Source organism: Qipengyuania pacifica, assembly GCF_019857205.1.
Classification (GTDB): domain Bacteria; phylum Pseudomonadota; class Alphaproteobacteria; order Sphingomonadales; family Sphingomonadaceae; genus Qipengyuania; species Qipengyuania pacifica.
Genome location: NZ_JAHWXO010000013.1, coordinates 17,824 through 40,096 on the forward strand (window position 1 = coordinate 17,824; position 22,273 = coordinate 40,096).

Sequence of the window (22,273 nt, forward strand, 5' to 3'; positions counted from 1 at the left end):
CCATGACACAGAGTAAGACACTCATCATCGTGCTGGTCATCGGATTCGGCGCGGGCTTCGTCCTGCGCCCGGTGATCGTGCCCGTCGACCAAGCGGCGATCGTCGCCGACCCGCCTGCCGCCGCGCCGACGCCGGCCGAGCCGCGCGCGATGCAGTATTTCGCGGCGCATCTCGATGAAGCCCGGCAGGTCGTGGCGCAATGCGCGGAAGGAACGGCCCGCGGCGACGAGTGCGCCAACGCCGAGCAAGCGGTGATCGAGGCGGAAGGCCGCGAGCGGTTCAAGAAGTTCATGGGCAACTGACGGCAGGCGGCGCGCTCTCACTTCCGCTGCGCGAGCCACCGGCGAAAGCCCCTGTCCGTCGCCATGAGCTGAATGGCCATCGGCACTAGCAGTTTCTCGGGCGGCACAGGCGAACTGCCCGTCTCGGCCGCGTGTGCCTCCGCATAGGCGGTCAGCTCGCGATATACCGCAGCGGGAATGTCCACCGTGGCCTTTATCGGCTTCTCGTCGGGAAGCGGCCCCAGCTTCAATTTGCTCATCGTGCGCCTCCAACCGGCTCCAATACGAGGTCGCGGGTCAGAACCACGCGCAACGGATGCCCCGGCCGGATGGTGAGCGTCGGCTGCACGTTGAGCTGCCGACGCACGATCTGCTGGCCGGTCTGGTTGATGGTGTCCTGCGATCCGCGGCGCAGGGCGCGAGTCAGGTCATCCTCGCTGTCCGCGCCCAGCTCGGCCCCCACGCCAAGCAGCGTCGAGACGGCGGCGGCTTTCAGCAGGTTGCCCCAATGCTGGTTCACGCGATCCTGCAATCCGGCATAGCCGGCCGCATCGGCGCCGGGCTGGCGCTCGAGAACGATCGAGCGGCCGTCCGGCATGATGAGCCGATCCCATGCCAGCAGCACGCGCGTCTGGCCGGCGGCGATTTCGCTGTCATACTCGCCGATCAGCCGCGCCCCTTGCGGGATGAGCAGGATGCGGCCCGTAGGGCTGTCATAGACGTTCGCCGTCACCTGGGCGGTGATCTGGCCGGGCAGGTCGGAGCGGATGCCGGTGATGAGCGCGGCCGGAATGATGCTGCCGGCCTGCACGATGTTGGGCGAAGCCGGCGCGACAAGCCGCTCGACGCTCACCGTGCGCTGGCTGGACGCCTGCGCCATGAAGGCGCGTTTGGCGGCCTGGTCGCCCTGCGCGGAATCGGCTGGCTGCGGAGCGGCAGCGTCGGGCGTTGCGATTGCGAGGTTCGGCAGCGAAGGCATGGCAGCGGCCCCGGCGCTACCGCCGCCGAGAAACACGCCGCTCATGCGCGCCGCGTCGCGCTCCTGGCTGATGCGCTGGCGGGCGGCTTCCTCGGCCTGGGCGCGCGGATCGGGCTGGGCGCCGACCGGCGGGACCGGGACATTCTCCCCGCGCTGTTGCGCCGAGACGATCGGGCCGCCGAGATCACCGGGAAGCGGCGGGCCGAGTTTCGGCGCCTGACTGTAATCGCGCGGTCCCGACGTGATGGTCTCGGAGGTGGCGCGGCTGTCCGTGCTGTAGAGTTCCTTTGCTTCCTTCTCGCCTGCCGGCTTCAGCGCATAGATCAGCGAGCCGCCGATCCCGAGGCTGGCGACGACGCCGATCGCGGCCAGAGCCTTGCGCGACAGGCGCATGACGCGCGGCGGGTCGCCGCGAAGCTGGAAGGCTTGAGGATCGGGGCGCGGCGCTTGCGGTGCGGCGGCCTCGGGCGGGGAATTGTCGGCCGGATCGGTCACGGCCGCCCCCTGCGTCCGTCGTCGCGCACGATGCGGACGCGCTGCTCGCTGCGCCGGTCGCCCAGGCGCAGCTCAGCGGCGGCGAACAGCCGGTCCACCACCATGTAGCGGCCCTGCACACGATAGTTGACCAGCTCGGCGTCGCCGGCCGCGCCGGTCGCGAACAAGGGCGGCATCTCGCCCTGCGAGATCCCGGCCGGAAACTCGATGAACACCTGGGCGGAATCGTCGAAGGCGCGAACGGGCTTCCACGGCACGCGGTCGCCCTCGATCCGGTAACGGAAGTTGAGCGCCGCGAGGTCGAGGCCGGTCGCGACGGGGGCCGAGGCGGCGGCTTCGGCATTGGCGCCGCGCAGCGCGATGAGCTGGTCCTGCGGATAGGTCCACGAGACCGACGCCATGTAGGTCGAAGCCGTCGCGCGCAGCTCCAGATGATAGGTGCGCCGGGAAGTGTTGATGATGAGGTTCGTGGAAAGGTCGGGCCGCGTCGGCTTCACGAGGATATGCACGCGCGCCGTCGCGCCGCTGCCGCTCACCGTGTCGCCAATGATCCACCTGACCGTATCGCCGGCCGCGACCGGCCCCGACCCCACGAGCTGCTCGCCTTCCTGCAAGGCGATGTCCGTTACCTGTCCGGGCGCGGTATAGACCTGATAGAGCGCGCCGTCCGTCCAGGGATATTGCTGGATGGCGTTGAGGAAACCGTCACGCACCGGCTGCACGCGGGCGGCGGCGTTGGCGGCCCCGACGCGGCGGCGCGGATCGGCGGGCTCGGAAGTCGCCGCTCCGGCCGCGACCGGCTTCAATTGGCCGGGGAGCGGCAGGGGTTCGGGGATCGTCACCACCTCGACGGGGCGCGGCGGTTCCGCAGCCGGCGTCGCCGCGATCTCGCGCGGCGGATCGTCGTAGGCGATGGCGGGCGGCTTCGCCGAGGTGGTGGCGCAGCCGGCGAGCGCGGTGGCGGAGACAAGCAGGACCGCCGAGGCGGAACGGCGAAATGGCGTGTGCGTCATTGCGACAGCTCCCTTGACCAATTCAAAGCGTTGACGAAGACGCCGAGCGGGTTCTTGCGCAGGGCGTCGGGCGTGCGCGGCGGCTGCACGACGATGGTGAGGATCGCGGACCAGCGTTCGGTGGCGGCGAGGCTACCGTCCTGATAGCGCCGCTCGGTCCATGCGACGCGGAAGCTGTCGGGCGATGCCCGGATCACGCTCGACACGTCCACCGCGACCTGCACCCGGCCGACATTGGCGAAGGGGTCGTTGGCGCGGGCGTAGTCGTTTAGCGCCACCGCTCCCCGATCGGTCGTGAAGTCGTAGGCGCGCAGCCAGTTCTGGCGGACGATAACCGGATCGGCCGGGATCGCCCTGACCTGCTCGATGAAGCGGGCGAGATGGAACGCGATCTGTGGATCGGTCGGGCGGTAGCCGGCTTCGGCGGGGGCGACGGCCTGGGCCTCGCCGAGCCGATCGACCTGCACCACCCAGGGCACGATATGCCCACGCGCCGACTGCCAGACGAGGCCGGCGGAAAGACCGCCCGAGAGCGCCAGCGCGCCGAAGAAGGCGAGGCGCCAGTTCTTCGCCTGCACGCGGGCGGAGCCGATGCGGTCGTCCCAGACTTGCGCGGCGCGCTGATAGGGTGTGGCGGGTTCGGCGGTCTGGCCATAGCGGATGGTGGGGCGTCGGAACATCGGAGGTCAGTCCTTCTCTTTGATGTCGGGACCGGCTCCGCCGCCGTGGCTGTCGCCGGCCTTCATGGTGTGGGCGAGGACGGTCGCGCCGTGGCTGACGGCCTGGCGGCGTTTCATCGCGGCGGCCCATTGAGGCTGGGCCGACGAGCCGGTCGATGCGGAACCGCCAGCGGTTGCGGCGGCCGGGCCGGCGGGCGCGGGTCCGCCGGTGATCGTGCCGCCGGTGGCGGTGAACCCGGCACGGGCGCCGGAGCGGAAGTTGGACTTCATTGCCGCGCCGCCCTTGGCGGCGGCCGCGCGCAGCGGTGAAAGGACGGCGCTCGCCGCGCTTCCCGCCGCCGCCTGGCCGACCGCGGCCATGCCGCCCGCGACAGCGCCCGCGCCGCTCTTGCCCAGCGAGCCGAGGCTGTAGGCGCTGGTCGCACCGCCAGCCATCTGAGCGCCGCCACGCGCGGCGGCGCCTGTCATCCGACCGGCCGTGCCGAGCGCGGAGCCGGCGGCCCCGACGCCAAGCCGTGCGGCGGCTGCGCCACCGACCAGCGCGCCGCCTGCTGCCAGCGCGGTCCCGGCCGCCGCACCCGCGCCGAGCTGCGGGCCGCCCGAGACGATGCCGTTCGCAATGCCAGGACCGAAGATCGACAGGCCCAGGAGCGACAGCGCGGCGAGCGCGATGGCCATGACCTGATTGATGTCGGGCGCGGGGCCGAGGGCCGCGCCGGTGAACTGGCTGAACAGGGTGGTGCCGATGCCGGTAATGACCGCAAGCACCAGCACCTTGATGCCGGTCGAGACGACATGGCCCAGCACCTTCTCGGCCATGAACGCGGTCTTGTTGAAAAAGGCGAAGGGCAGCAGGACGAAGCCGGCGAGCGTCACCAGCTTGAACTCGATCAGCGTGATGAAGACCTGCACGGCGATGATGAAGAAGGCGAGCACCACGATCACCCAGGCGAGCAGCAGCACGAGGATCAGCGCGAGGTTCGAGAACACAGCCCAAAGGCTGGAGAACTGCCCCGCCGCATCGAGCAGCGGCTTGGCGGCTTCGAGCCCCTTCGCCGCGATCGTGCCGGGCTTCATGAACTCGTCGATCGTCATCGCCCCGCCGCTGGCCTGGAGGCCGAGCCCGGCGAAGCTCTCGAACACGATGGTCGCGAGCAGCGCGAAATTGCCGATGATGAAAGCGAAAGTGCCGATGTAGAGCGTCTTCTTGACGAGGCGCTGAAGCACGTCCTCGTCCGCACCCCAGGCCCAGAACAGGCCGGCGAGCGTCACGTCGATGGCGATCAGCGTGGTCGAGAGGAACGCGACCTCACCGCCGAGCAGCCCGAATCCGCTGTCGATGTAGCCGGTGAAGACATTGAGGAAATTGTCGATAACGCCGGTGTCGTTCATGGCGCGGCGCCTTCATCCGGCGCCGTGTCGCCGCCGCGCTCGATCTCGGGCGCGGGCTCGTCCTGGCGGAAGAAGCGGCGGCGGTTGGCGGCCCAGGCCGCCTCGCAGCCGCTGTCCGGCATGGTGAGCGAGGCGCAGCGATCCAGCTCGCGGGCGAGCCTGGCCTGGCCATCGTCCGCCGACAGGACAAGCGGCGGCGCGGGCGCAGGCTCATCGGGCTGGACGGCGGCGGCGATCGCCACCGTCATCATCAGCCCGGCCAGCGCCGCCACCCCCGCGATCTTCGCCGTGCGCGGCATTGGGCGTCTCAGTTGCCCATGAAGCGGCGGAACCGCTCGCGCCCCTCGGCCTCCTCGGCCGCCTGGCGGGCGGATTGCAGCGCCTGCGCCCGGCCCTGCGCCGCCACGGCGGCGGTCAGGTCGGCGAGCTGCTGCGATTGCAGCGCGAGGAGCTGGTTGCCCGCCTGCGTCGCCTGGAGCGCGCCGGTCGCGGACTGGCTGGCCGAGACCAGGCTGTCCATCGTGGTGCGGGCGCTTTCGATGTTGCCGACGACGCCGGCCTGCACCTGCAAGGCGTCCTGAAAGGCGCCGACGCTATCCTCCCAGCGGGCATTGGCGTTGGCGACCATCTGCGCGTGATCGCCGGTCAGCGCCGCGCCCTTGTAGCGGCCGTTGAACGCCTGCTGGATGTCCTGCACGTCGTAGGCGATGCGCTGCGCCTGGCCGAGCAGTTGCTGCGTCTGCTGAATCTGCTGCTGAAGCGTGCTCACCGTCGAGAGCGGCAAGCTGGCGAGGTTGCGCGCCTCGTTGATGAGGCTCGTCGCCTGCTGCTGGATTTGCTGGATCTGATTGTTGATCTGCTGAAGCGACCGGGCGGCCGTCAGCACGTTCTGCGCGTAGTTGGTCGGGTCATAGACGATGCCGCCGAACTGCGCGTAGGCCGGCATGGGCGCGATCATCGGCACGACGGCCGCGCTGGCGAGGACGCCGGCCAGGATGGCGCGGCGCAGGGGGAATCCGGTCATAGAGGTAGCTCCTGCTGAGGTTGGCGTTGGGGATCGGGGGGAAGAAGCTCGACGGCCCAGGCGCAGCCGCGATGGCGCAGCCATTCGGCCGCGAACCCGGCTTGGCCGTAGGTCTCGATGATGTCGGTGATGGCGAGCTGGTCGGTCTTCGACGACGCGGCGGCGAAGGTCAGCGCGACCTCACCCAGCCCCAGTTCGAACAGGCGATTGCCGCGCCTGCTTTGACAGTAATAATCCCTCTTGGGTGTCGCCCGGCTGAGGATTTCGATCTGTCGGGCATTGAGCCCGAACCGCTCATAGATCACCGCGATCTGCGGCTCGGCGGCGCGCTCATTCGGCAGGAAGATGCGCGTCGGGCAGGATTCGATGATGGCCGGCGCGATGCTCGACGTCTCGATGTCGGCGAGGCTCTGCGTCGCGAAGACGACGCTGGCATTGCGCTTGCGCAAGGTCTTCAGCCATTCGCGAAGCTGCGCGGCGAAGTCCGGACTATCGAGGACCAGCCAGCCCTCGTCGATGATGATGAGCGTCGGCGAGCCGTCCAGCCGCCCTTCGATCCGGTGGAACAGATAGGAGAGCACCGCGGCGGCCGAGCCGGCGCCGACCAGGCCCTCGGTCTCGAAGGCTTGCATGTCGGCTTCGCCCAGCCGCTCGGCCTCGGCGTCGAGCAGCCGGCCCCACGGCCCGCCGATGCAATAGGGCGCGAGCGCCTGCTTGAGATGCTGGCTCTGCAACAGGACCGCGAGCCCTGTCAGCGTCCGTTCTGCCGGCGGCGCGCTGGCGAGGGAGCCCAGCGCCAACCATATATGCTCTTTAGCTTGCGGATCGACGGCGACGCCTTCGCTGGCGAGGATCGCCGCCAGCCATTCGGCCGCCCAGGCGCGCTCGGCCGGATCGTCGATCCGAGCGAGCGGCTGCAACTGCACACCACCATCGCTGTCGTCGGACAATCCGCCGCCGAGATCCTGCCAGTCTCCGCCGCAGGCGATGGCGGCGGCGCGGATCGAGCCGCCGAAGTCGAAGGCGAAGACCTGGGCCTTCTCGTAGCGACGGAACTGCATCGCCATCAGCGCGAGCAGCACCGACTTGCCCGCGCCGGTCGGCCCGACGATCAGCGTGTGGCCGACATCGCTGCCGTCGGGGTGAAGGGAAAACCGGAACGGGGTCGAGCCTTCGGTCCTGCCATAGAGCAAGGGGGGTTCACCGAAATGCTCGTCCCGTTCCGGCCCCGCCCATACCGCTGACAGAGGGATCAGGTGGGCGAGATTGATGGTGGAGATCGGCGGTTGCCGGACGTTGGCGTAGGTGTGGCCGGGCAGGCTCCCCAGCCATGCCTCGATCGCGTTCATGCCCTCGGGGATGACGGTGAAGTCGCGGCCCTGGATGACCTTCTCGACAAGCCGCAGCTTCTCGGCCGCAATGGCGGGATCGCGGTCCCACACCGTCACCGTCGCGGTGACGTAGGCCATGCCGGCATAGTCTGCGCCCAGCTCCTGCAGGGCGGTGTCGGCGTCGGCCGCCTTGTTCGAGGCGTCGCTGTCGAGCAGCGTGGACGCCTCGTTGGTCATGACTTCCTTGAGGATGGCCGCGACCGATTTGCGTTTCGCAAACCATTGCCGCCTGATCCTGGTCAGCAGCTTGGTCGCGTCGGTCTTGTCGAGCATGATCGCCCGCGTCGCCCAGCGATACTCGAAGGCGAGCCGGTTCAGTTCGTCGAGCAGGCCGGGAAACGTGACGCTCGGGAATCCGACGATGGTGAGCGTGCGGAGGTGATGATCGCCCAGGCGCGGCTCCAGCCCGCCGGTCAGCGGCTCGTCGGCGAGCAGCGCGTCGAGATGCATGGGCGTCTCGGGGACGCGCACGCGCTGGCGCCGGGTGGAGATCGTGCTGTGCAGGTAGGTCAGCGTTTCGGCGTCATCGAGCCAGCGGACCTCGGGGACGAAGCCCTCGACCAGATTGAGAACGCGGTCGCTACGATCAGCGAAGCCCTTGAGCAGCTCCCACGGATCGACGCCGGTGGTGGACCGGCCCTCGTAGAGCCAGCTTTCGGCACGGGCGGCTTCCTCGGCCGGCGGCATCCACAAGAGCGTCAGATAATAGGCGCTCTCGAAGTGGGCGCCTTCCTCGCGGAATTGTTCGCGCCGCTCCATGTCCACCAGCGCCGAGACGGGATCGGGGAACGCCGATTTCGGGTAGTCGAGCGCGGGTGTGCGCTGCGCCTCGACGAAGATCGCCCAGCCCGAACCGAGCCGCCGCAGCGCATTGTTCAGCCGCGCGGTGGTGGCGACCAGCTCGGCGGGCGTGGCGCTGTCGAGATCGGGGCCACGGAATCGCGCGGTCCTTTGAAAGCTGCCGTCCTTGTTGAGCACGACGCTTGTCCCGACCAGGGCGGCCCAAGGCAGGAAGTCGGCCAGGTGGGCGGCGCGATTCCTGTATTCGCGCAAGGACATCATGGCCGCATCCACGCCGGATAGCGGAGGTGTCGGCGGGCCACGTCCACGAACTGCGGATCGCGGCGCGCGGCCCAAACCGACAGCGCGTGGCCGATCGCCCAGATGACGAGGCCGGCGATCCAAAGGCGCAGGCCGAGTCCGATCGCGCCCGCCAGCGTGCCGTTGACGATGGCAAGCGCGCGCGGAGCGCCGCCGAGCAGGATCGGCTCGGTCAGCGCCCGATGCACCGGGGCATAAAAGCCCGCGATCGGCTCGACGGGATCGGCCGCGCCGGTCATGCGATCAGCGCTCCGCCGCCGAAGCTGAAGAAGCTGAGGAAGAAGGAACTGGCTGCGAACGCGATGCTGAGGCCGAACACGATCTGGATCAGCCGACGGAAGCCGCCGGACGTATCGCCGAACGCCAGGGTCAGGCCGGTCACGATGATGATGATGACCGCGACGATCTTCGCCACCGGCCCCTCGATGCTTTCGAGGATCGACTGGAGCGGCGCTTCCCACGGCATCGACGATCCGCCCGCATGGGCGGGAGCCGAGATGGTCAGCGCGATCACGCTGGCGGTGGCGGCGAGCATGGCGCGGCGTGCGCCATGCGACAAGGCATGGATCATGGCAGGTCTCCGGTCTGGGGGGTGGTGAGCGGCGTGAGGCGGTAGTCGCCGGTGGCGGCGTCGAGTCCTTCGACGCGGGCCAGCTCGGCGAGGCGGCGGCCGTGGCCGTCGCGGACGAGCACGGCGATGAGGTCGATGGTCTCGGCCAGCAGCGCGCGCGGGACCGTGACGACGGCCTCCTGGATGAGCTGCTCCATGCGGCGCAGCGCGCCGAGCGCGGTGCCGGCGTGGATCGTGCCGATACCGCCGGGGTGTCCGGTGCCCCAGGCCTTGAGGAGATCGAGCGCCTCGGCGCCGCGCACCTCGCCGATCGGGATGCGGTCGGGACGCAGGCGCAGGCTGGACCGCACGAGATCGGACAGCGTGACGACGCCATCCTTGGTCCGCATGGCGACGAGGTTGGGCGCGGCGCACTGAAGCTCGCGCGTGTCTTCGATCAGGACGATGCGGTCGGAGGTCTTGGCGACTTCGGCCAGGAGCGCGTTGACCAGCGTGGTCTTGCCGCTGCCGGTCCCGCCCGCGACGAGGATGTTGGCGCGGGCAGTGACGCCTGTCCGCAGCGCCGCGGCCTCGGCCGGCAACATGATCCCGGCCGCCGCATAGTCGTCGAGCGTGAACACCGCGACGGCGGGCTTGCGGATCGCGAAGGCGGGCGCGGCGACGACGGGCGGCAGCAGCCCCTCGAACCGCTCGCCGCCTTCGGGCAGCTCGGCCGAGACGCGCGGGGACCGGGCGTGAACCTCGACGCCAACATGGTGCGCCACCAGACGGATGATGCGCTCGCCATCCGCCGCGCCGAGCGTCATGCCGGTGTCGGAAATCCCTTCGCCCAGCCGATCGACCCACAGCCGGCCGTCCGGGTTCAGCATCACCTCGATCACGGCGGGATCATCCAGCCAGGACGCAATCGACGGCCCCAGCGCCGTGCGCAGCATCCGCGCGCCGCGTGACTTCGCCTCGGAACGGATCGGGTGGACGGTCAAGAAAAAGCCCCTGATGAGGGCCGGGCGAACCGCCGCCCGGCGTCAGGGGCACATCAAGAGAGACAGAAAATGCCGTGCTTCAACAAGTAAATGTGGTCGTCGTAGTCTGGCGTAGAGATACAAGAACTGGCGTAGTCAGCTCATTCTTCTTGGTGCGGAAAGTCCTCGCCGATTTCTTGTCTGACCTTCGGACCTTTTGCGAGTCGGCGACCGAGCGCCTCCATGAAGGCGTCGTAGCGGTCGCCGCCTCGCCGGCGCATCGCGGCCCGTTCGCTCTCGGGCGGCGGCGGCGTGTTCGACAGCCAGAAGCGCACGAACAGCGCGATCATCTCGACGCCGATCCCGACATCGCGCTCCATCCGGGTCATGCGCCGGTCCAGCTTGTCGAGCCGCTTGGCGATGGCGGCCTCGCGCTGCTCATCGGCGTCGGGCGACAGGAAGGAGGCGATGGCCGCCTCGGCGATCAGCGAGCGCGACTTGTCCCTCCGGTCGGCATAGGCGGCGAGCGCGCGCATCAGCTCGGGGTCGAGATAGACCGACAGCGGCGTCTTGGTCGTCATAGCTCGATGCCGTCATCGGGATCGAGCGACGCCTGCCGGGCCACGCGCTGCATCTGGCGGCGCACCGTCGCCTGCCGTGCCGCATCGCTATCGGGGTCGGGCTCATCCAGCTCGAACTCATTGGCGGGCGCGGGCCGGGGCGTCGGCGCAATGTCGATATGGCGCTCCAGCGCCGGCTCGCGGAGCAGGTCCGCATTGGCGGCATCGTCCTCAGCATCCGCCTTCTTGGCGGCCTTTTTCTTCTTCGGCTTCTTCGGCGCGTCATGCTCGATCGGCTCGGGCATCGGCGGCGCCTCGATTGGCGCCAGGCCGCTCCAGTCGTCGGGCCGCGGCGGGCCGCCGCCGACATTGCTGTCGGGCGGCGACATCACCCGCTGCGTGAACCGCCGGTCCTTGAAGTAGCGGACCTTCTTCGCCCGGATCGGCGGGATGCCCGCGACCATGACGATCTCGTCGTCGGGCGGAAGCTGCATGATCTCGCCGGGGGTGAGGAGCTGGCGGGCTGTCTCGGAGCGCGACACCATCAAATGCCCGAGCCAGGGCGAGAGACGGTGGCCGGCGTAGTTCTTCATCGCCCGCATTTCGGTGGCGGTGCCGAGCGCGTCCGAAATGCGCTTGGCGGTGCGCTCGTCGTTGGTGGCGAACGACACGCGCACATGGCAATTGTCGAGGATCGCGTTGTTCGGCCCGTAAGCCTTCTCGATCTGGTTGAGGCTCTGGGCGATGAGGAAGCTCTGGATGCCGTAGCCGGCCATGAACGCCAGCGCGCTCTCGAAGAAGTCGAGCCGGCCGAGCGCCGGAAACTCGTCGAGCATTAAGAGCAGCCGGTAGCGCGACTGCCGCGCCTTCAGGTCTTCGGTGAGCCGGCGGCCGATCTGGTTGAGGATGAGGCGGATGAGCGGCTTGGTGCGCGAGATGTCGGACGGCGGCACGACGAGGTAGAGCGTCACCGGCAGCTCGCCCTCGACCAGATCCTTTATCCGCCACTCGCAGGTGCGCGTGACCTGCGCGACGACGGGATCGCGATAGAGGCCGAGGAACGACATGGCGGTCGAGAGCACGCCCGATCGTTCGTTGGCCGATTTGTTGAGCAGTTCGCGCGCGGCCGAGGCGACGACGGGATGCACGCCCGCCTCGCCCAAATGCGGCGTCGTCATCATCGCCCATAGGGTGCTTTCGATCGGGCGGCGCGGGTCGGACAGGAAGGCGGCGACGCCCGCCAGCGTCTTGTCGGCCTCGGCGTAGAGGACATGGAGGATCGTGCCGACCAACAGGGCATGGGAGGTCTTCTCCCAGTGGTTGCGCTTCTCCAGCGAACCTTCCGGGTCCACCAGCACGTCGGCGACGTTCTGCACGTCGCGCACTTCCCAGGCGCCCTTGCGGATTTCGAGCAGGGGATTGTAGGCGGCCGACGCGCCATTGGTCGGATCGAACAGCAGCACCCGCGCGTGCTGGGCGCGAAAGCCGGCGGTGAGCTGCCAGTTCTCGCCTTTGATGTCATGCACGATCGCCGAGCCCGGCCAGGTGAGCAGCGTCGGCACGACCAGGCCGACGCCCTTGCCGCTCCGGGTCGGCGCGAAGCACAGCACATGTTCGGGGCCGTCGTGGCGCAGATAGTCGCGCCCGAGCCGGCCGAGCATGACGCCGCTGTCGCCCAGCAGCCCGGCGGCGGCGATCTCGCCGCGGGTGGCCCAGCGCGCCGAGCCATAGGTCTCGGCGTTCTTCAGCTCGCGCGCACGCCACACCGACATGCCGATGGCGACGACGATCGCGGCGAACCCGCCCGACACGGCGATGAAGGCGCCGGTCTGGAATATCTCCGGCGCGTAGGCGTCGAAGGAGAACCACCACCAGAAGAAGGCCGGCGGCGGATAGATCGGCCAGTCGCCGAGCATGAACCAGGGCGCCCCAAGCTCGGGCTGATAGGCGAGCGCCGCGGCGGTCCATTGCGTCGCGGCCCACACGGCTGCGAGCACGATCAGGAAGACCGCGAAGACCTGACCCCAGAGGATTTTGGTTGCCGACATGGCATCGAAGTCGATGCGTGCCGGACGCCAAATCAAGTCACTGTTATCATGGGGGAAAGTCTAGCGTAGAAAGACAGGGAGCAGCGTAGTTCTGCCTGCTATATTTCCGATCGTGATCGTCGTTACTCGACCGCTATTCGCTCGATAGCCGGGTCGCCGCCCGAGTCTCTGCGCTCCGCCCTACAGGCCCAGCCCCCGGCCGCGTCCGAACGACCAATCCACCCCGCCGCCCGCGCGCATGACGCCGGAGATGTGCTTGCCGATCTGACTGTCGAGCGACGGGGACCAGGGCACGAGCTGGAAGCTCAGCCCGTTGTCGATCATCGCGAAGCGGCCCGAGGCGAGCGTCAGGCGCTGGCGCACGGTGCCGGCGACATATTCGCCGGCCTTGGACGGCGTGTGCGGCAGGCCGGTCTCGGCCGACAGCGCCTTGGCGGTGGCGTCCAGTTCGCGCCGCTTGAGCGTGTCGAGCAGGTTCCGCGCGAAGATCACGCGCTGGCCCTGCCGCCGCGCCAGGCCCTCGTCGGCGAGATGCTCGGCGCGCGCTTCCATCGCGGCGCGCACCTCGGTCCCGAAGCCACCGCCGAGATCGCGGCCGTCGCTCGCGAGGTTGCAGCGGTCGAGCCAGGTGGCTCCCGGTGCGCGGACCTGGGCGTCGAGGTCCATGTCGGAGCGCACGGCGAGCGCCACGCGCTGCCGGCCCTTGCGGTCCTCGAAGCGGCGCAGCTCGACGATCGCGCCTGGCCGGCAATCGCCGGTCGCCTCAATGTTGGGAAGCTGGACGTGATGGGTGCGCCCGTCGATCCCGTCCACGATCGCATAGGCCCGGCCGGTCAGCTCGTCGTGGAGGCCGCGATCGACCAGCTTGCCGATGACAGGTTGGGCGGGGTCGAGGTCCAGCACATAGCTGGCGGCGCCCCGGTCGATGCCGCGATCGGTCATGGCCTTGTGCATCCGCTTGATGATGTCGTCGCGGTTGCCCATCTCGCGCAGGGCCGCCTGGGCGTCGTCCGCGAGCGTCCATTGTCCCGGCGCGATCTCGCTGGCGAGGCCGAGGCCCTCCAGCTTGCGCAGCCGGCCCATCCGCAGCGCATGGTCGCCGTCCGGCCGCACGCCCGGTTCGGGCGCCATGTCGATGATGCCCTCGCGCTGCAAGGTGCGCGACAGGTCACGGTCGATCTCGGTCCAGCGCTCGGCTTCGACCTGGCGCACCAGCGACGCCCGGATTTCGAGGTCGGTGCGCAGCCCCAGCTCGCGGGTGACAATCTCGCGGGCGACGGCGCGCATCCCTTCGCGGATATAGTCGCGCGAGATGACGAGGTTCTGCCCGTCCTCGCCGACGCCGCGCACGATGATGTGGACGTGGGGATTGTCGGTGTTCCAGTGCTCGACGGCCCGCCAATCGAGCCGGGTGCCGAGATCCTTTTCCATCTGCGTCATCAGTTCGCGTGTGAAGGTCTTGAGGTCGCCCATCTGCGGCGCGTCCTCGGGCGAGACGATGAAGCGAAAATGGTGCCGGTCGTTCTCGCACGTCGCGGCGAAGGCGTTGCGGTCGAGGCCCTCGGCCTCGGCGCCGAACAGCACGCCCTTCTCGCCGTCGCGGGTGACGCCATCGCGTTGCAGATAGTTGAGGTGAGCCGCGAGCGAGGCGCGGCCGCCATGTTTGACGACGCGCGCCTTGACGACGACCTGGCGCGAGCGGTGGCCGAGCCGGTGCGTGGCGCGCAGGCTGGCGACCCGGCCGCGCCCGAAGGTCGAGCGGCCCGGCGCGATGATCCGGCCGCTGCGCGAGACGTGGCCGCCGGCCCGCTGCGCGGCGACGAGCGCCTGGGTGATGATGGGCAGCACCCGCTGACTGCCGCGCGAGCGGATGCGCCCAGGCCGGATGCGGAAATCCTCGTCGCCGCTCATGGCGCGGCGCTCCGCAATGTGCGGAAAACCCTTGCGGCTGCTGGCGTTTCGCCAGCGCCGCACAGTGCGGGCAATCCGCACACATTGCGCAGCAATGCCCGAAAGCCTTGAGAATCAAGGCCACAACCGGGGCGCATGGGCTTCGCACATTGCCGCCCTTTATCTTGCCCTCGGCCTTCCCCCTGCAAAATCAGGGCCTTCCCCCCTTCCAACGCTGCGAAAGGCTGCGAGGGAGCCCGCCACAGCGCGCCGGGGCCGCTCATCGGGGCCGCTCGCCGGACAGGGGGACGAACAGGCCGAGCGAAGGCGAGGCGACGGCGGCCATCGCGACGGAGGAGCGGTCGGCCGGCGAACGTTCGGACAGCGTGGGCGTGGCCCCGCTTTCGGCGCTCGCACCGCGATCCGAAGCGGCGTCCGCGCGCACCGGGAACAGTGCCGCACGACGCCAGGCGTAGGGATCGGACGGTGGCGCGGCGGCAAGCTGCGTGTCGCCCGCCCCGCCGGTGATCGACGCCAGCTTTGCGAGATAGGCGCGCGTCTCGGCGGGCAACGGACGGCCGCGCGACAGGTGCTCGTCATAGCGGCCCGGTCCCGCGTTGTAGGCGGCCAGCATCGCCGTCACGTTGCCGTAGCGGTCGTGCATTTCGCGCAGGTAAGCCGCGCCCGCCATGATGTTGTCGCGGGGGTCGAAGGGATCGCGCCCGAAGCGATAGCGAGCGCGCAGCCCGGTCCATGTGGCGGGCATGATCTGCATGAGGCCCCGCGCGCCAGCAGACGAAACGGCGCGCGCGTCGCGGTTGCTCTCGACGCGCATGACGGCCCATATCCACGCTTCGGGGAGGCCGAAGCGCCGTGCCGCGTCGGTGACATGAACGGCATAAGGATGACGCGCGGCCGCTCGCTCGGCCGGCGCGTTCTGCGCCAGCGCCGCGCCCGGCGAGACCAGCAGCAGGACCGCCAGACCGACAGCCGCCCCGACCCCGCTCCGCCGCCAGCCTGCCAGCGTGCTCGCTCCGGTAAAGGGTGCGCGCGATGCGCCGGCCGGGGGCCGCCCTTGACCTTCGCTGTGCGCGCTGGCCGGCCTGCGACCGAGCGGGACGAAGGGATGAGACGGCTTTTCCGCGAACAAAGGGATGATCGGGACGGACACCGATCAGCTCCAATCGTCGCGCGGCCGGGGCCGTTTCCACGACAGCCTGAACGTCCGCCCATCGTCGTCGGCGCGGAACAGGACGGGCCGGAACACCGCTGAAAAGAGCGGGCTGTCGATCTCCAGCGCGATGTAGTTGCCGGCGCGTTCGCCGACCCGTTTCCACGCGCCGCCGACTTCGGGGCCGTCCTCGTCGTCGAGGTGGATGCGATAGTCAGGCGCGTTCTCGGTGTCGGTCGGATCGAGCGCAACAAGCACGATCGCCTCGTTGATTCCGAACAGCCGGGTGCGCCCGGCATAGCCGTCGCCGGTGGGTTCAAAGATATTGGTCGGCATGGCCGATCTCCTTTTCGCTGGGGGGTGAAGGCGGTGCGGCCGGCGCGCGCAGGTGCAGCGGCGTCGCGCGGCCGATGACGGCGGAGGCCGGAAGCGGGCCGAAATAGCGGCCGTCCAGGCTGTCGGGATGGTCGGGATTGAGCAGTAGCAGTTCGCCCGTGCCGAGCGTCCGGCAGCCCTGCCAGACCGGCAGCGGACGGCCTCGGCCGTCACGCTCGCGGGCGCTGGCGACGGGCTGACCATCGACGCTCACCACGTCGCCGCTGCGGCACACGCGCTGCCCGGCTTTCGCTGCGACATGCTTCAGGAGCGGCAGGCCCTCGGGCAGATAGCCGCGCGCCGAGAGCCAGCGCGCCAGCCGTTCAGGCGGCGCGACGGCGACCAGCGCGCCGGTGGGCGGGTCGCGGTCGGGATGGATGCGGTAGAGTCCGATCGGCGCGCTGGCGCTGGCGTTCCAGATGACGCGCGGGAGCGGATCGGCGACGGCGATCACGACGAACGACACGGCGAAGGCCAAGGCGACGAAGGCCGTCGCCATGACATAGCGGCGGCGCGTCATCCTTCGATCTCCCGGCGCTTGAGCCAGGCGCTATGACGCTCGACCGTGTAGAGGCGCGGCTGATGGCCGGCGGCGATGCGGTTATGGATGTGCCGCCAGTGATCGGGCGCGGCGTCGCAGGGATCGACGCCGGCCGCCTCCACCGCGTCGATGGCAGCGAGCACCTGCTGGACTTTGGGCCAGCCCTCTATCTTGAGCAGGATGTCGCCGCCCGGCCGCACGAACGGCAGCGTCGTATAGGACTCGTTCGCCGCGACCGCGCGCACCACGTCGATGCGCGAGACGATCGTGCCGAAGTCGTTCGACGCCCAGCGGACGAACGCGAAGACGGCGCCCGGACGGAAGCCGACGACGCGGGTTCGGCGTGTCAGGATGCGGTCCTGGGCGACGCGGCCGAAGCGTATCCAGTGCTCCAGCTTCTTCTCGATCCAGGTCAGCTCGACATGGGTGAGGCCGTCGCTGGCGAGCGCGCTGAACGCGCCGCCGCCGCGCACGGCCGGGGGCCGGTCGTCGATCATGGGAGGTCTCCGGGGATGGGGGTCGCGATGGGTGCGGTGCGAGGCCGGCGGCTCGTCCGTCGAGCGAGCGCCGAGCCCTCGAACGGGGCCGCGCTGTCCACAGCCGCGCGCGCCGTTAGCAAGAATCCGAAGGATTCTTTTCTATTAGCACCGTTAGAGGGGGGACGATTCCGCGAGGATTTCTGCGGGTTTGCGAAGCCCGCGCGTTCCCGATAGTCCGTGTCCGGCGTTCCTGATGGTCCGAATCCGGCCGTTCCCGATAGTCCGAACCTCATGGCCAGTTCTCCACAGGCTTGAGGCCGACGCGGCGCATGGCGGCGTCGAGTGGATCGACGGGGATCGGAGCGAAGTTCAGCCGGTCGCGGCCGAGCGCGTGTTCGAGCGTGAGGACGTAGCCGGGGAGCGGTTGGCGGGCGACGATGGCGCGCAGCTCGAACGCGAAACGGCGGAGCGGCGAGAGCACGCCGGATTTGACGTGAAGGTGCGGAACGTCGAAGCTCCAGCCGCCTTCCTGCCGGCCGCCATGCTTGCGCACGATCCGGTAGAGCCAGCGTTCGAGCCCGCCGGTCAGGTCGAAATAAGAGCGGTCGATCGTCAGCACGAGCGCGCGATCGAGCACGCCGGCATAGAACCAGTCGGGCAGGATCAGCTCGATGCCGAGCGCCCGGCCTTTGCCGTCCGCCAGCTCGCGCCACTCGTTGATCCACGAGAAGCGATGGCGGCGGCGCTGATGCTGCTGCCGGATCGAGGTGGCGACGGTGGTGGATTGCAGCCGGTCGAGCGCAGCCTTCAGGCGCTCGTAGCTGGCCTTGCCGGTCCCGCGCCGCGTGAACGCCAGAATCTCGTGCGGCGTCGTCACCATGAGGCGCGAGGTCAGCCGCCCGGCGTCACGCGCCTCGATGAGCTGGCTCGCCGCCCAGATCAGCACGTCGGCGTCCCAAATAGTCGCCATGCCATGCTCGGGCACGGCCTCGACCGAGATCCATGTCCCGCCCATGCGGAAGTCGATGGGTGTGACGCGCCTGGTCTTGGCGAGGCTGAAGAACGGCCAGGCCATCAAATCCTGCGCGTCCCGCGGCGCAAGATCGCCGGGCACGGAACGGAACAGCTCTAGCTGCGTCCGCTCGACGCTGGACCGGCTGGAATGGGAGGGTGCGGTGCGCATGTGACGATCAGCGGCGCACGCAATCGCTGGGCAGGCGCTTGGCCGGATGAACCACGCCATTGCCGGGATCGGAAGTCGAGCGGCGCGTGCCTAGCGCAGCCCAGGCGTCAAGGTCGTCGATCGCATAGACGATCCGGCCGCCGAGCCTGCGGAACACCGGGCCGGTGCCGAAACAGCGATGCTTTTCCAGCGTCCGGGCCGACAAACCGAGATGGATCGCCGCATCGGGCGTCTTGAGATAGCGTGGCGTGGCAGCGGCAACAGGCTCGGCCATGATGATCCTCCTGATGATGGCCGGCCCCCGAAAAGTGGGACCGGCGGACAGGAGGCGATGGTGGCGAAACCACCCCCGGCCGAAGAAGGGACGCCGGCAAGGGGGTCGGAAATGTCCCCCTCAGCCGCCGCGCAGCAGCCGGATGTAGCCGCCGTCGCGCAGCTCGACGGCCTCGGCGATCCATCGGTTGATGCGCTTGCGCTCGCGGCTGTCGGCCCATTCGGCGGCGCTGTAGTCGCGCACGTCATCGTCGATGAGCGCGGCGGCCAGCTCGCGGCGGGTGGCGCCAGCACGGTGGCCGTCGAGCACTTGCAGGAGGGTGAGAAGGTGCCTGCGCCGGTAGGGCGGCGGGCGCAGCGCCGGCGGGCCTGCCGCCATGCCGTTCAGGCGGCGGCACAGGCGCTCGGCGGATGCGAGGCGCGCGAAGGGATCGGGGCCGATCGGCAGCATCACGGCCATTGGTCCCTGGCACGAGCCGCACATGCACAGATGCTCGTCGCCATCGCTGTCGGCGAGAATGACGTGCAGGAAGTCGCCGATCCTGATCCGCGCGCGAACGTCGCCCAGCGCCTTCATGTCGAGACATTCGGCGCCGATACCGGCGCGCGCGGGCGCCAGGACGATACTGGCCGGCGACAGGTCGGGTTGCGCGACCGCGAGCCTGGGATCGAAGGCGGAAGCTGGCGCGGCGTGGAAACTGACGCCCCAGCGCCGCACCAGGGCGGCGGTCGCCTCGTCGGCGGTGATCGCGCCGCGCTTCACGCGGCCGAGCGCACGGTAATAGTCGGCGCGATAGCGGGGGTTGCGGCGGAGATAGCCGATGGCGATGTCGGAATAAGCAAGCGCGTCGTTCCCGGCCTCGTCCGGGGGCGCGCGCCAGTCCTTCTCAGGCGGCATCGAAATCCTCCCAAGCATGGCCCTCTGCGGAGCGCGTCAGGAGATGTTCTCAAGCCCGAGACTGTGGAGAAGCCCTGCCGAGCGGGCCGGCGCATAGCGGATTCAAGTCAGCGTTCTGGATGGTTTTCCCGCGCGGTCGCGGGGTCGCCGGGATCGGCTTCTACGACCCGGACGGACGCAGGAAATGACGGTAGCCGGTCTCGGTCATCCATCGGGCGCGGGCGAGATGGGAGTCATAGACCATGCGCGCGCGTTCCGGCTCGGCCGCCGGGTCGATCCCGAAGATGATCCAGACGGCCTCGCGCCAGTCGGCGTTTTCAGCCGCCGCATCGAGCAAGCGCCAATAGGTTTGATGGTGGCGCTCGTCATAGTCGGTGACATGCGGCGCGTCGGGCGCGCGATCCTCGAAAGCGCCTATCGCCATCGCCTCGTCCCGTCTGCAACTATTGCTTCCTGCACGCGCCGATTTACGGAACATACACCATAATGGAGGGAAGTAATCATACCATGCTCGCTATGACGCCATGATGACGACAGGATAATCCGGCGAGCGTGACGGCGTGTTACTTTCGCGATTCGCCCTGAGCATTGCTCACCAGCAGCACGCCCTGGCCCCGATCCGAATCGAGAAACACGATCCCCGCCGCCTCCAGCGCCTTGGCCACCTGATGCCGGGTATCCTCGCGCACAGGCAGTTCGTTCTCTGATTCGAGCCGCTTGAGCGCGGTCAGAGCAACAAGGGCCTCGTCTGCAAGCATCTCCTGCGTCCAACCAAGAAGTGCGCGAGCGGCCCGCACCTGGCGGGAAGTGATCATGCACGATCACCTCCACAACCCACGCGCCATTCGCCATGAAAACGACTATTATAGTCGTCTTGGTATAATGGGAATAGGCTAACGGCGAGCCGGGCGTTCGCCCGGCGAGCCCGCCCTGCGGCCGCGCGGACCATCGGGACGCGCGGCCGCCGCCGATCCGAGGGAACGGATCGGCGGCGTCATGCGGGCGATGGGAAGGGAAACCGCAGGGCCGGACGGTCCAGCCCTGCGGCAATGGGGTTCAACCCGTCTTGAGGCGCTGCATCCCCTCGGCCAGCGTCCAGAGCGCGCGATTGAGCGTCACGTTCTGGTCGATGCCGTTGATCGGACGCGAACGGCTGCGGCGGATACGGCCCTCGGCGTTGCGCTTGCGGCCATGCAATCCGCCCCGAATGACGTTCTCCTGTATCACGTTGAACGTGGTCCACAGGCTATCGCCCCGATCCTCGTAGCGGCGTGGCTCGATGATCTGCTCGGGGGTGAGCGGGCTTTCGTCGTCGCCGTAGCGGGCGACAAGGCTGACCTCGCCTAGCAAGCGCTGCTCATCCTCGGAAAGCCGAACCTCCTTCATCGTCTCGCTGGCGTCGATCAGCCGGGGGAAGTCTTCGGCCACGGTGTAAACGCCCTCGATGATGTCATGCTGGATATTGCCCTTGTGCGGCACGCGGACCTCCTCGAACCGCTCGCCTGCGATCATGGAATTGGTGCAGACGAAACGCAGCATCCCGGCGAACATCTGATAGGCGCTGGTCCCGTCATGGCTGTTGACGATGATGACCTCGGCGGCCTCCGGCTTGCCGATGCCGTCATCCCGGCGCAGGCGCAGCATGTGCTTGGCGTGGCCGTGGCGGCTGCCGTCGCGGGGGACAGACTGCACCGCGAAGAACGGGAACCATCCTTCTCGGCGCAACCCCTCCACTATGTCGATGGTGGGGACATAGACATACCGCTCGGAACGGCTGTCGTGCGCCTCGCGGGCGAAGATGGACGGGACGTGGCGATACAGCGCCTCGTTGTCGAGCGCCTCATAGCCGCCGATCTGATGGCTGTTGCGGCCGAACCGGGTAGCAAGGTGATGGATGCTCATAGGTCTTTCCTTCCTTGGGTCTGGGTTTCCGCGCAGCGGGAAGCGCCGCGCTGAAACCCTGCCCGGCGGCGAGCCAGGGGTAGCAAAGGGCAAGGGCGGCCGGGGCGGAGGGGGATCACCCGGCCTGCACAAGCGACGCGCGGAAGGCTGGGGATACCGCCCCGGACGGTTCCACTTACCTTGCCCGGCGCGAGGGCAACGCCCTTAGCAACCCCGCGCCGCGTCTGCGGCGCACAAGGATTCTCGCTCCTTGCGCTCGGGGTTGTGATGGCGTGGAGACATCTCGCCAGCTAAGACTAGCCTATGGTGGCAACGGATCTTCTGGACGATGCGCAATTGCTGTTCGAGCGTGCCCAGACGCACAAGCGAGAGCTTGGCGGTCTCCTAGGTGCCGGTCCCGGCCTCCTGTGGAACATCGGACGCTCAATCTCGGCCGATGGCCAACATCGCGCCGAGCTGAGGATCGACCGGGGCGCACAGCGCCGGGCCAAGCCGATCCTGGCTGATGTTGCCAACAATCTCGTTCACGCGCTCGACCATGTTACGGCTGCGGCGCGTAAATCTGCTGGTCTCCCCAACCCGAGGAACCTTTATTTCCCGATCGAGCGCGACGACGACGATTATGCCAAGGCCATCGAAAAGAAGGTCGCAATTCACATCGACCAGCCTTGGATCGACATCTTCGCTGCCGCACGCGAGGCGCACCGCCCCTATCTCCATTATCTCCAATTGGTTCGGATTCTTTCGCGCGAGTCGAAGCATTGGGAACTGATCGCCGGGACCGCCGGAGCGCTCGCCGTTCAATGGTTCCCGCCTGGATCGCAACAGCACCGGATCGTAGAGATGCCAGCAGATCATTTTTCCGCGAACGACAGCTACACGATCTGGGAGGCCCCCGAGCCCTTTCCAAACGTCGGAGTCCAAATCCTCACGAACTACCGCGTAGCTGGCGAGGACATTGAGGAAGTATCGCTGGAGTCGGTATTGGCGACCAGCTTCACCTTCGTGGCCGGCGTGATCGCTGCAAGTCGAGAGCATCTGGCGGCCCTTTCCTAAGAAGCTGG

Annotated in this window: 26 protein-coding genes; 2 read left to right on the forward strand and 24 right to left on the reverse strand. The window is 68.7% G+C overall.

The annotated features are described in order from the left end of the window. The first annotated feature begins 2 nt into the window (after nucleotides 1–2). A complete protein-coding gene (locus tag KYK83_RS15495; protein ID WP_159640347.1) occupies nucleotides 3–302 on the forward strand; it encodes a hypothetical protein in 300 nt (99 codons plus the stop codon). Between the two features lie 17 nt (nucleotides 303–319). Here the strand turns inward: KYK83_RS15495 and KYK83_RS15500 are convergent, their stop codons facing one another. The 24 genes from KYK83_RS15500 to KYK83_RS15615 all read right to left on the reverse strand — a co-directional run bounded on the left by KYK83_RS15500 (nucleotide 320) and on the right by KYK83_RS15615 (nucleotide 21,209). Further along, the gene (locus tag KYK83_RS15500; RefSeq protein ID WP_012049886.1) at nucleotides 320–541 is read right to left on the reverse strand and encodes a DUF2274 domain-containing protein; all 222 of its coding nucleotides are present in this window, start codon (nucleotides 539–541) and stop codon (nucleotides 320–322) included. Next, nucleotides 538–1,755, reverse strand: a complete 1,218-nt coding sequence (locus KYK83_RS15505; protein WP_159640344.1) for a TraB/TrbI/VirB10 family type IV secretion system protein — start codon at nucleotides 1,753–1,755, stop codon at nucleotides 538–540. The genes KYK83_RS15500 and KYK83_RS15505 overlap by 4 nt, the downstream gene beginning before the upstream one ends. Further along, complete coding sequence (trbG, locus tag KYK83_RS15510) at nucleotides 1,752–2,768, reverse strand: P-type conjugative transfer protein TrbG (RefSeq protein ID WP_159640341.1); 1,017 nt, start codon at nucleotides 2,766–2,768, stop codon at nucleotides 1,752–1,754. The genes KYK83_RS15505 and trbG overlap by 4 nt, the downstream gene beginning before the upstream one ends. Then, entirely contained in the window at nucleotides 2,765–3,448 is a 684-nt protein-coding gene (gene trbF, locus KYK83_RS15515; protein ID WP_159640338.1) for a conjugal transfer protein TrbF, read from the reverse strand. Before trbF ends, trbG begins: the two co-directional genes overlap by 4 nt. Before the next feature lie 6 nt (nucleotides 3,449–3,454). Beyond that, nucleotides 3,455–4,840 (reverse strand): P-type conjugative transfer protein TrbL, encoded by a 1,386-nt coding sequence (gene trbL, locus KYK83_RS15520; RefSeq protein WP_159640335.1) that lies wholly within the window; start codon nucleotides 4,838–4,840, stop codon nucleotides 3,455–3,457. After that, nucleotides 4,837–5,139, reverse strand: coding sequence for a putative entry exclusion protein TrbK-alt (trbK-alt, locus tag KYK83_RS15525; protein ID WP_159640332.1), 303 nt, complete (start codon nucleotides 5,137–5,139; stop codon nucleotides 4,837–4,839). Before trbK-alt ends, trbL begins: the two co-directional genes overlap by 4 nt. Nucleotides 5,140–5,147: 8 nt before the next feature. Continuing rightward, entirely contained in the window at nucleotides 5,148–5,864 is a 717-nt protein-coding gene (gene trbJ, locus KYK83_RS15530) for a P-type conjugative transfer protein TrbJ (RefSeq protein ID WP_159640329.1), read from the reverse strand. Beyond that, the gene (gene trbE, locus KYK83_RS15535; RefSeq protein ID WP_159640326.1) at nucleotides 5,861–8,317 is read right to left on the reverse strand and encodes a conjugal transfer protein TrbE; all 2,457 of its coding nucleotides are present in this window, start codon (nucleotides 8,315–8,317) and stop codon (nucleotides 5,861–5,863) included. The genes trbJ and trbE overlap by 4 nt, the downstream gene beginning before the upstream one ends. Continuing rightward, nucleotides 8,314–8,595, reverse strand: a complete 282-nt coding sequence (locus KYK83_RS15540; protein ID WP_159640323.1) for a VirB3 family type IV secretion system protein — start codon at nucleotides 8,593–8,595, stop codon at nucleotides 8,314–8,316. Before KYK83_RS15540 ends, trbE begins: the two co-directional genes overlap by 4 nt. Beyond that, on the reverse strand, nucleotides 8,592–8,927 hold the full coding sequence (locus KYK83_RS15545; RefSeq protein ID WP_159640320.1) for a TrbC/VirB2 family type IV secretion system protein: 336 nt from the start codon (nucleotides 8,925–8,927) through the stop codon (nucleotides 8,592–8,594). Before KYK83_RS15545 ends, KYK83_RS15540 begins: the two co-directional genes overlap by 4 nt. Next, nucleotides 8,924–9,910, reverse strand: coding sequence for a P-type conjugative transfer ATPase TrbB (trbB, locus tag KYK83_RS15550; protein ID WP_159640317.1), 987 nt, complete (start codon nucleotides 9,908–9,910; stop codon nucleotides 8,924–8,926). The genes KYK83_RS15545 and trbB overlap by 4 nt, the downstream gene beginning before the upstream one ends. A gap of 140 nt (nucleotides 9,911–10,050) precedes the next feature. Continuing rightward, nucleotides 10,051–10,470: a CopG family ribbon-helix-helix protein gene (locus KYK83_RS15555; protein WP_159640314.1), complete on the reverse strand. Its 420-nt coding sequence runs from the start codon at nucleotides 10,468–10,470 to the stop codon at nucleotides 10,051–10,053. Further along, a complete protein-coding gene (locus tag KYK83_RS15560) occupies nucleotides 10,467–12,497 on the reverse strand; it encodes a conjugal transfer protein TraG (RefSeq protein ID WP_159640311.1) in 2,031 nt (676 codons plus the stop codon). Before KYK83_RS15560 ends, KYK83_RS15555 begins: the two co-directional genes overlap by 4 nt. Nucleotides 12,498–12,677: 180 nt before the next feature. Continuing rightward, entirely contained in the window at nucleotides 12,678–14,408 is a 1,731-nt protein-coding gene (locus KYK83_RS15565) for a relaxase/mobilization nuclease domain-containing protein (RefSeq protein ID WP_159640308.1), read from the reverse strand. Nucleotides 14,409–14,667: 259 nt separating this feature from the next. Further along, on the reverse strand, nucleotides 14,668–15,558 hold the full coding sequence (locus KYK83_RS15570) for a lytic transglycosylase domain-containing protein (protein ID WP_159640305.1): 891 nt from the start codon (nucleotides 15,556–15,558) through the stop codon (nucleotides 14,668–14,670). A gap of 3 nt (nucleotides 15,559–15,561) precedes the next feature. Then, nucleotides 15,562–15,894: a DUF736 domain-containing protein gene (locus KYK83_RS15575; protein WP_159640302.1), complete on the reverse strand. Its 333-nt coding sequence runs from the start codon at nucleotides 15,892–15,894 to the stop codon at nucleotides 15,562–15,564. Then, the gene (locus KYK83_RS15580) at nucleotides 15,875–16,453 is read right to left on the reverse strand and encodes a S26 family signal peptidase (RefSeq protein ID WP_159640298.1); all 579 of its coding nucleotides are present in this window, start codon (nucleotides 16,451–16,453) and stop codon (nucleotides 15,875–15,877) included. The genes KYK83_RS15575 and KYK83_RS15580 overlap by 20 nt, the downstream gene beginning before the upstream one ends. Further along, entirely contained in the window at nucleotides 16,450–16,971 is a 522-nt protein-coding gene (locus KYK83_RS15585; protein ID WP_159640295.1) for a DUF2840 domain-containing protein, read from the reverse strand. Before KYK83_RS15585 ends, KYK83_RS15580 begins: the two co-directional genes overlap by 4 nt. 271 nt (nucleotides 16,972–17,242) lie before the next feature. Then, entirely contained in the window at nucleotides 17,243–18,136 is an 894-nt protein-coding gene (locus KYK83_RS15590) for a replication initiator protein A (RefSeq protein WP_159640292.1), read from the reverse strand. 7 nt (nucleotides 18,137–18,143) lie between these two features. Beyond that, nucleotides 18,144–18,410, reverse strand: a complete 267-nt coding sequence (locus KYK83_RS15595; RefSeq protein WP_159640289.1) for a helix-turn-helix transcriptional regulator — start codon at nucleotides 18,408–18,410, stop codon at nucleotides 18,144–18,146. A gap of 120 nt (nucleotides 18,411–18,530) precedes the next feature. Next, nucleotides 18,531–19,307: a DUF2285 domain-containing protein gene (locus KYK83_RS15600; protein WP_159640286.1), complete on the reverse strand. Its 777-nt coding sequence runs from the start codon at nucleotides 19,305–19,307 to the stop codon at nucleotides 18,531–18,533. Nucleotides 19,308–19,467: 160 nt separating this feature from the next. Next, complete coding sequence (locus KYK83_RS15605; RefSeq protein WP_159640283.1) at nucleotides 19,468–19,731, reverse strand: DNA -binding domain-containing protein; 264 nt, start codon at nucleotides 19,729–19,731, stop codon at nucleotides 19,468–19,470. A gap of 139 nt (nucleotides 19,732–19,870) precedes the next feature. Continuing rightward, nucleotides 19,871–20,122, reverse strand: a complete 252-nt coding sequence (locus KYK83_RS15610) for a helix-turn-helix domain-containing protein (RefSeq protein WP_159640280.1) — start codon at nucleotides 20,120–20,122, stop codon at nucleotides 19,871–19,873. Between the two features lie 241 nt (nucleotides 20,123–20,363). Further along, on the reverse strand, nucleotides 20,364–21,209 hold the full coding sequence (locus tag KYK83_RS15615) for a DUF932 domain-containing protein (RefSeq protein WP_159640277.1): 846 nt from the start codon (nucleotides 21,207–21,209) through the stop codon (nucleotides 20,364–20,366). Between the two features lie 303 nt (nucleotides 21,210–21,512). On the opposite strand from KYK83_RS15615, the gene KYK83_RS15620 reads away from it, so the two are divergent. Next, entirely contained in the window at nucleotides 21,513–22,265 is a 753-nt protein-coding gene (locus KYK83_RS15620; RefSeq protein WP_159640274.1) for a hypothetical protein, read from the forward strand. Nucleotides 22,266–22,273: the final 8 nt, after the last annotated feature.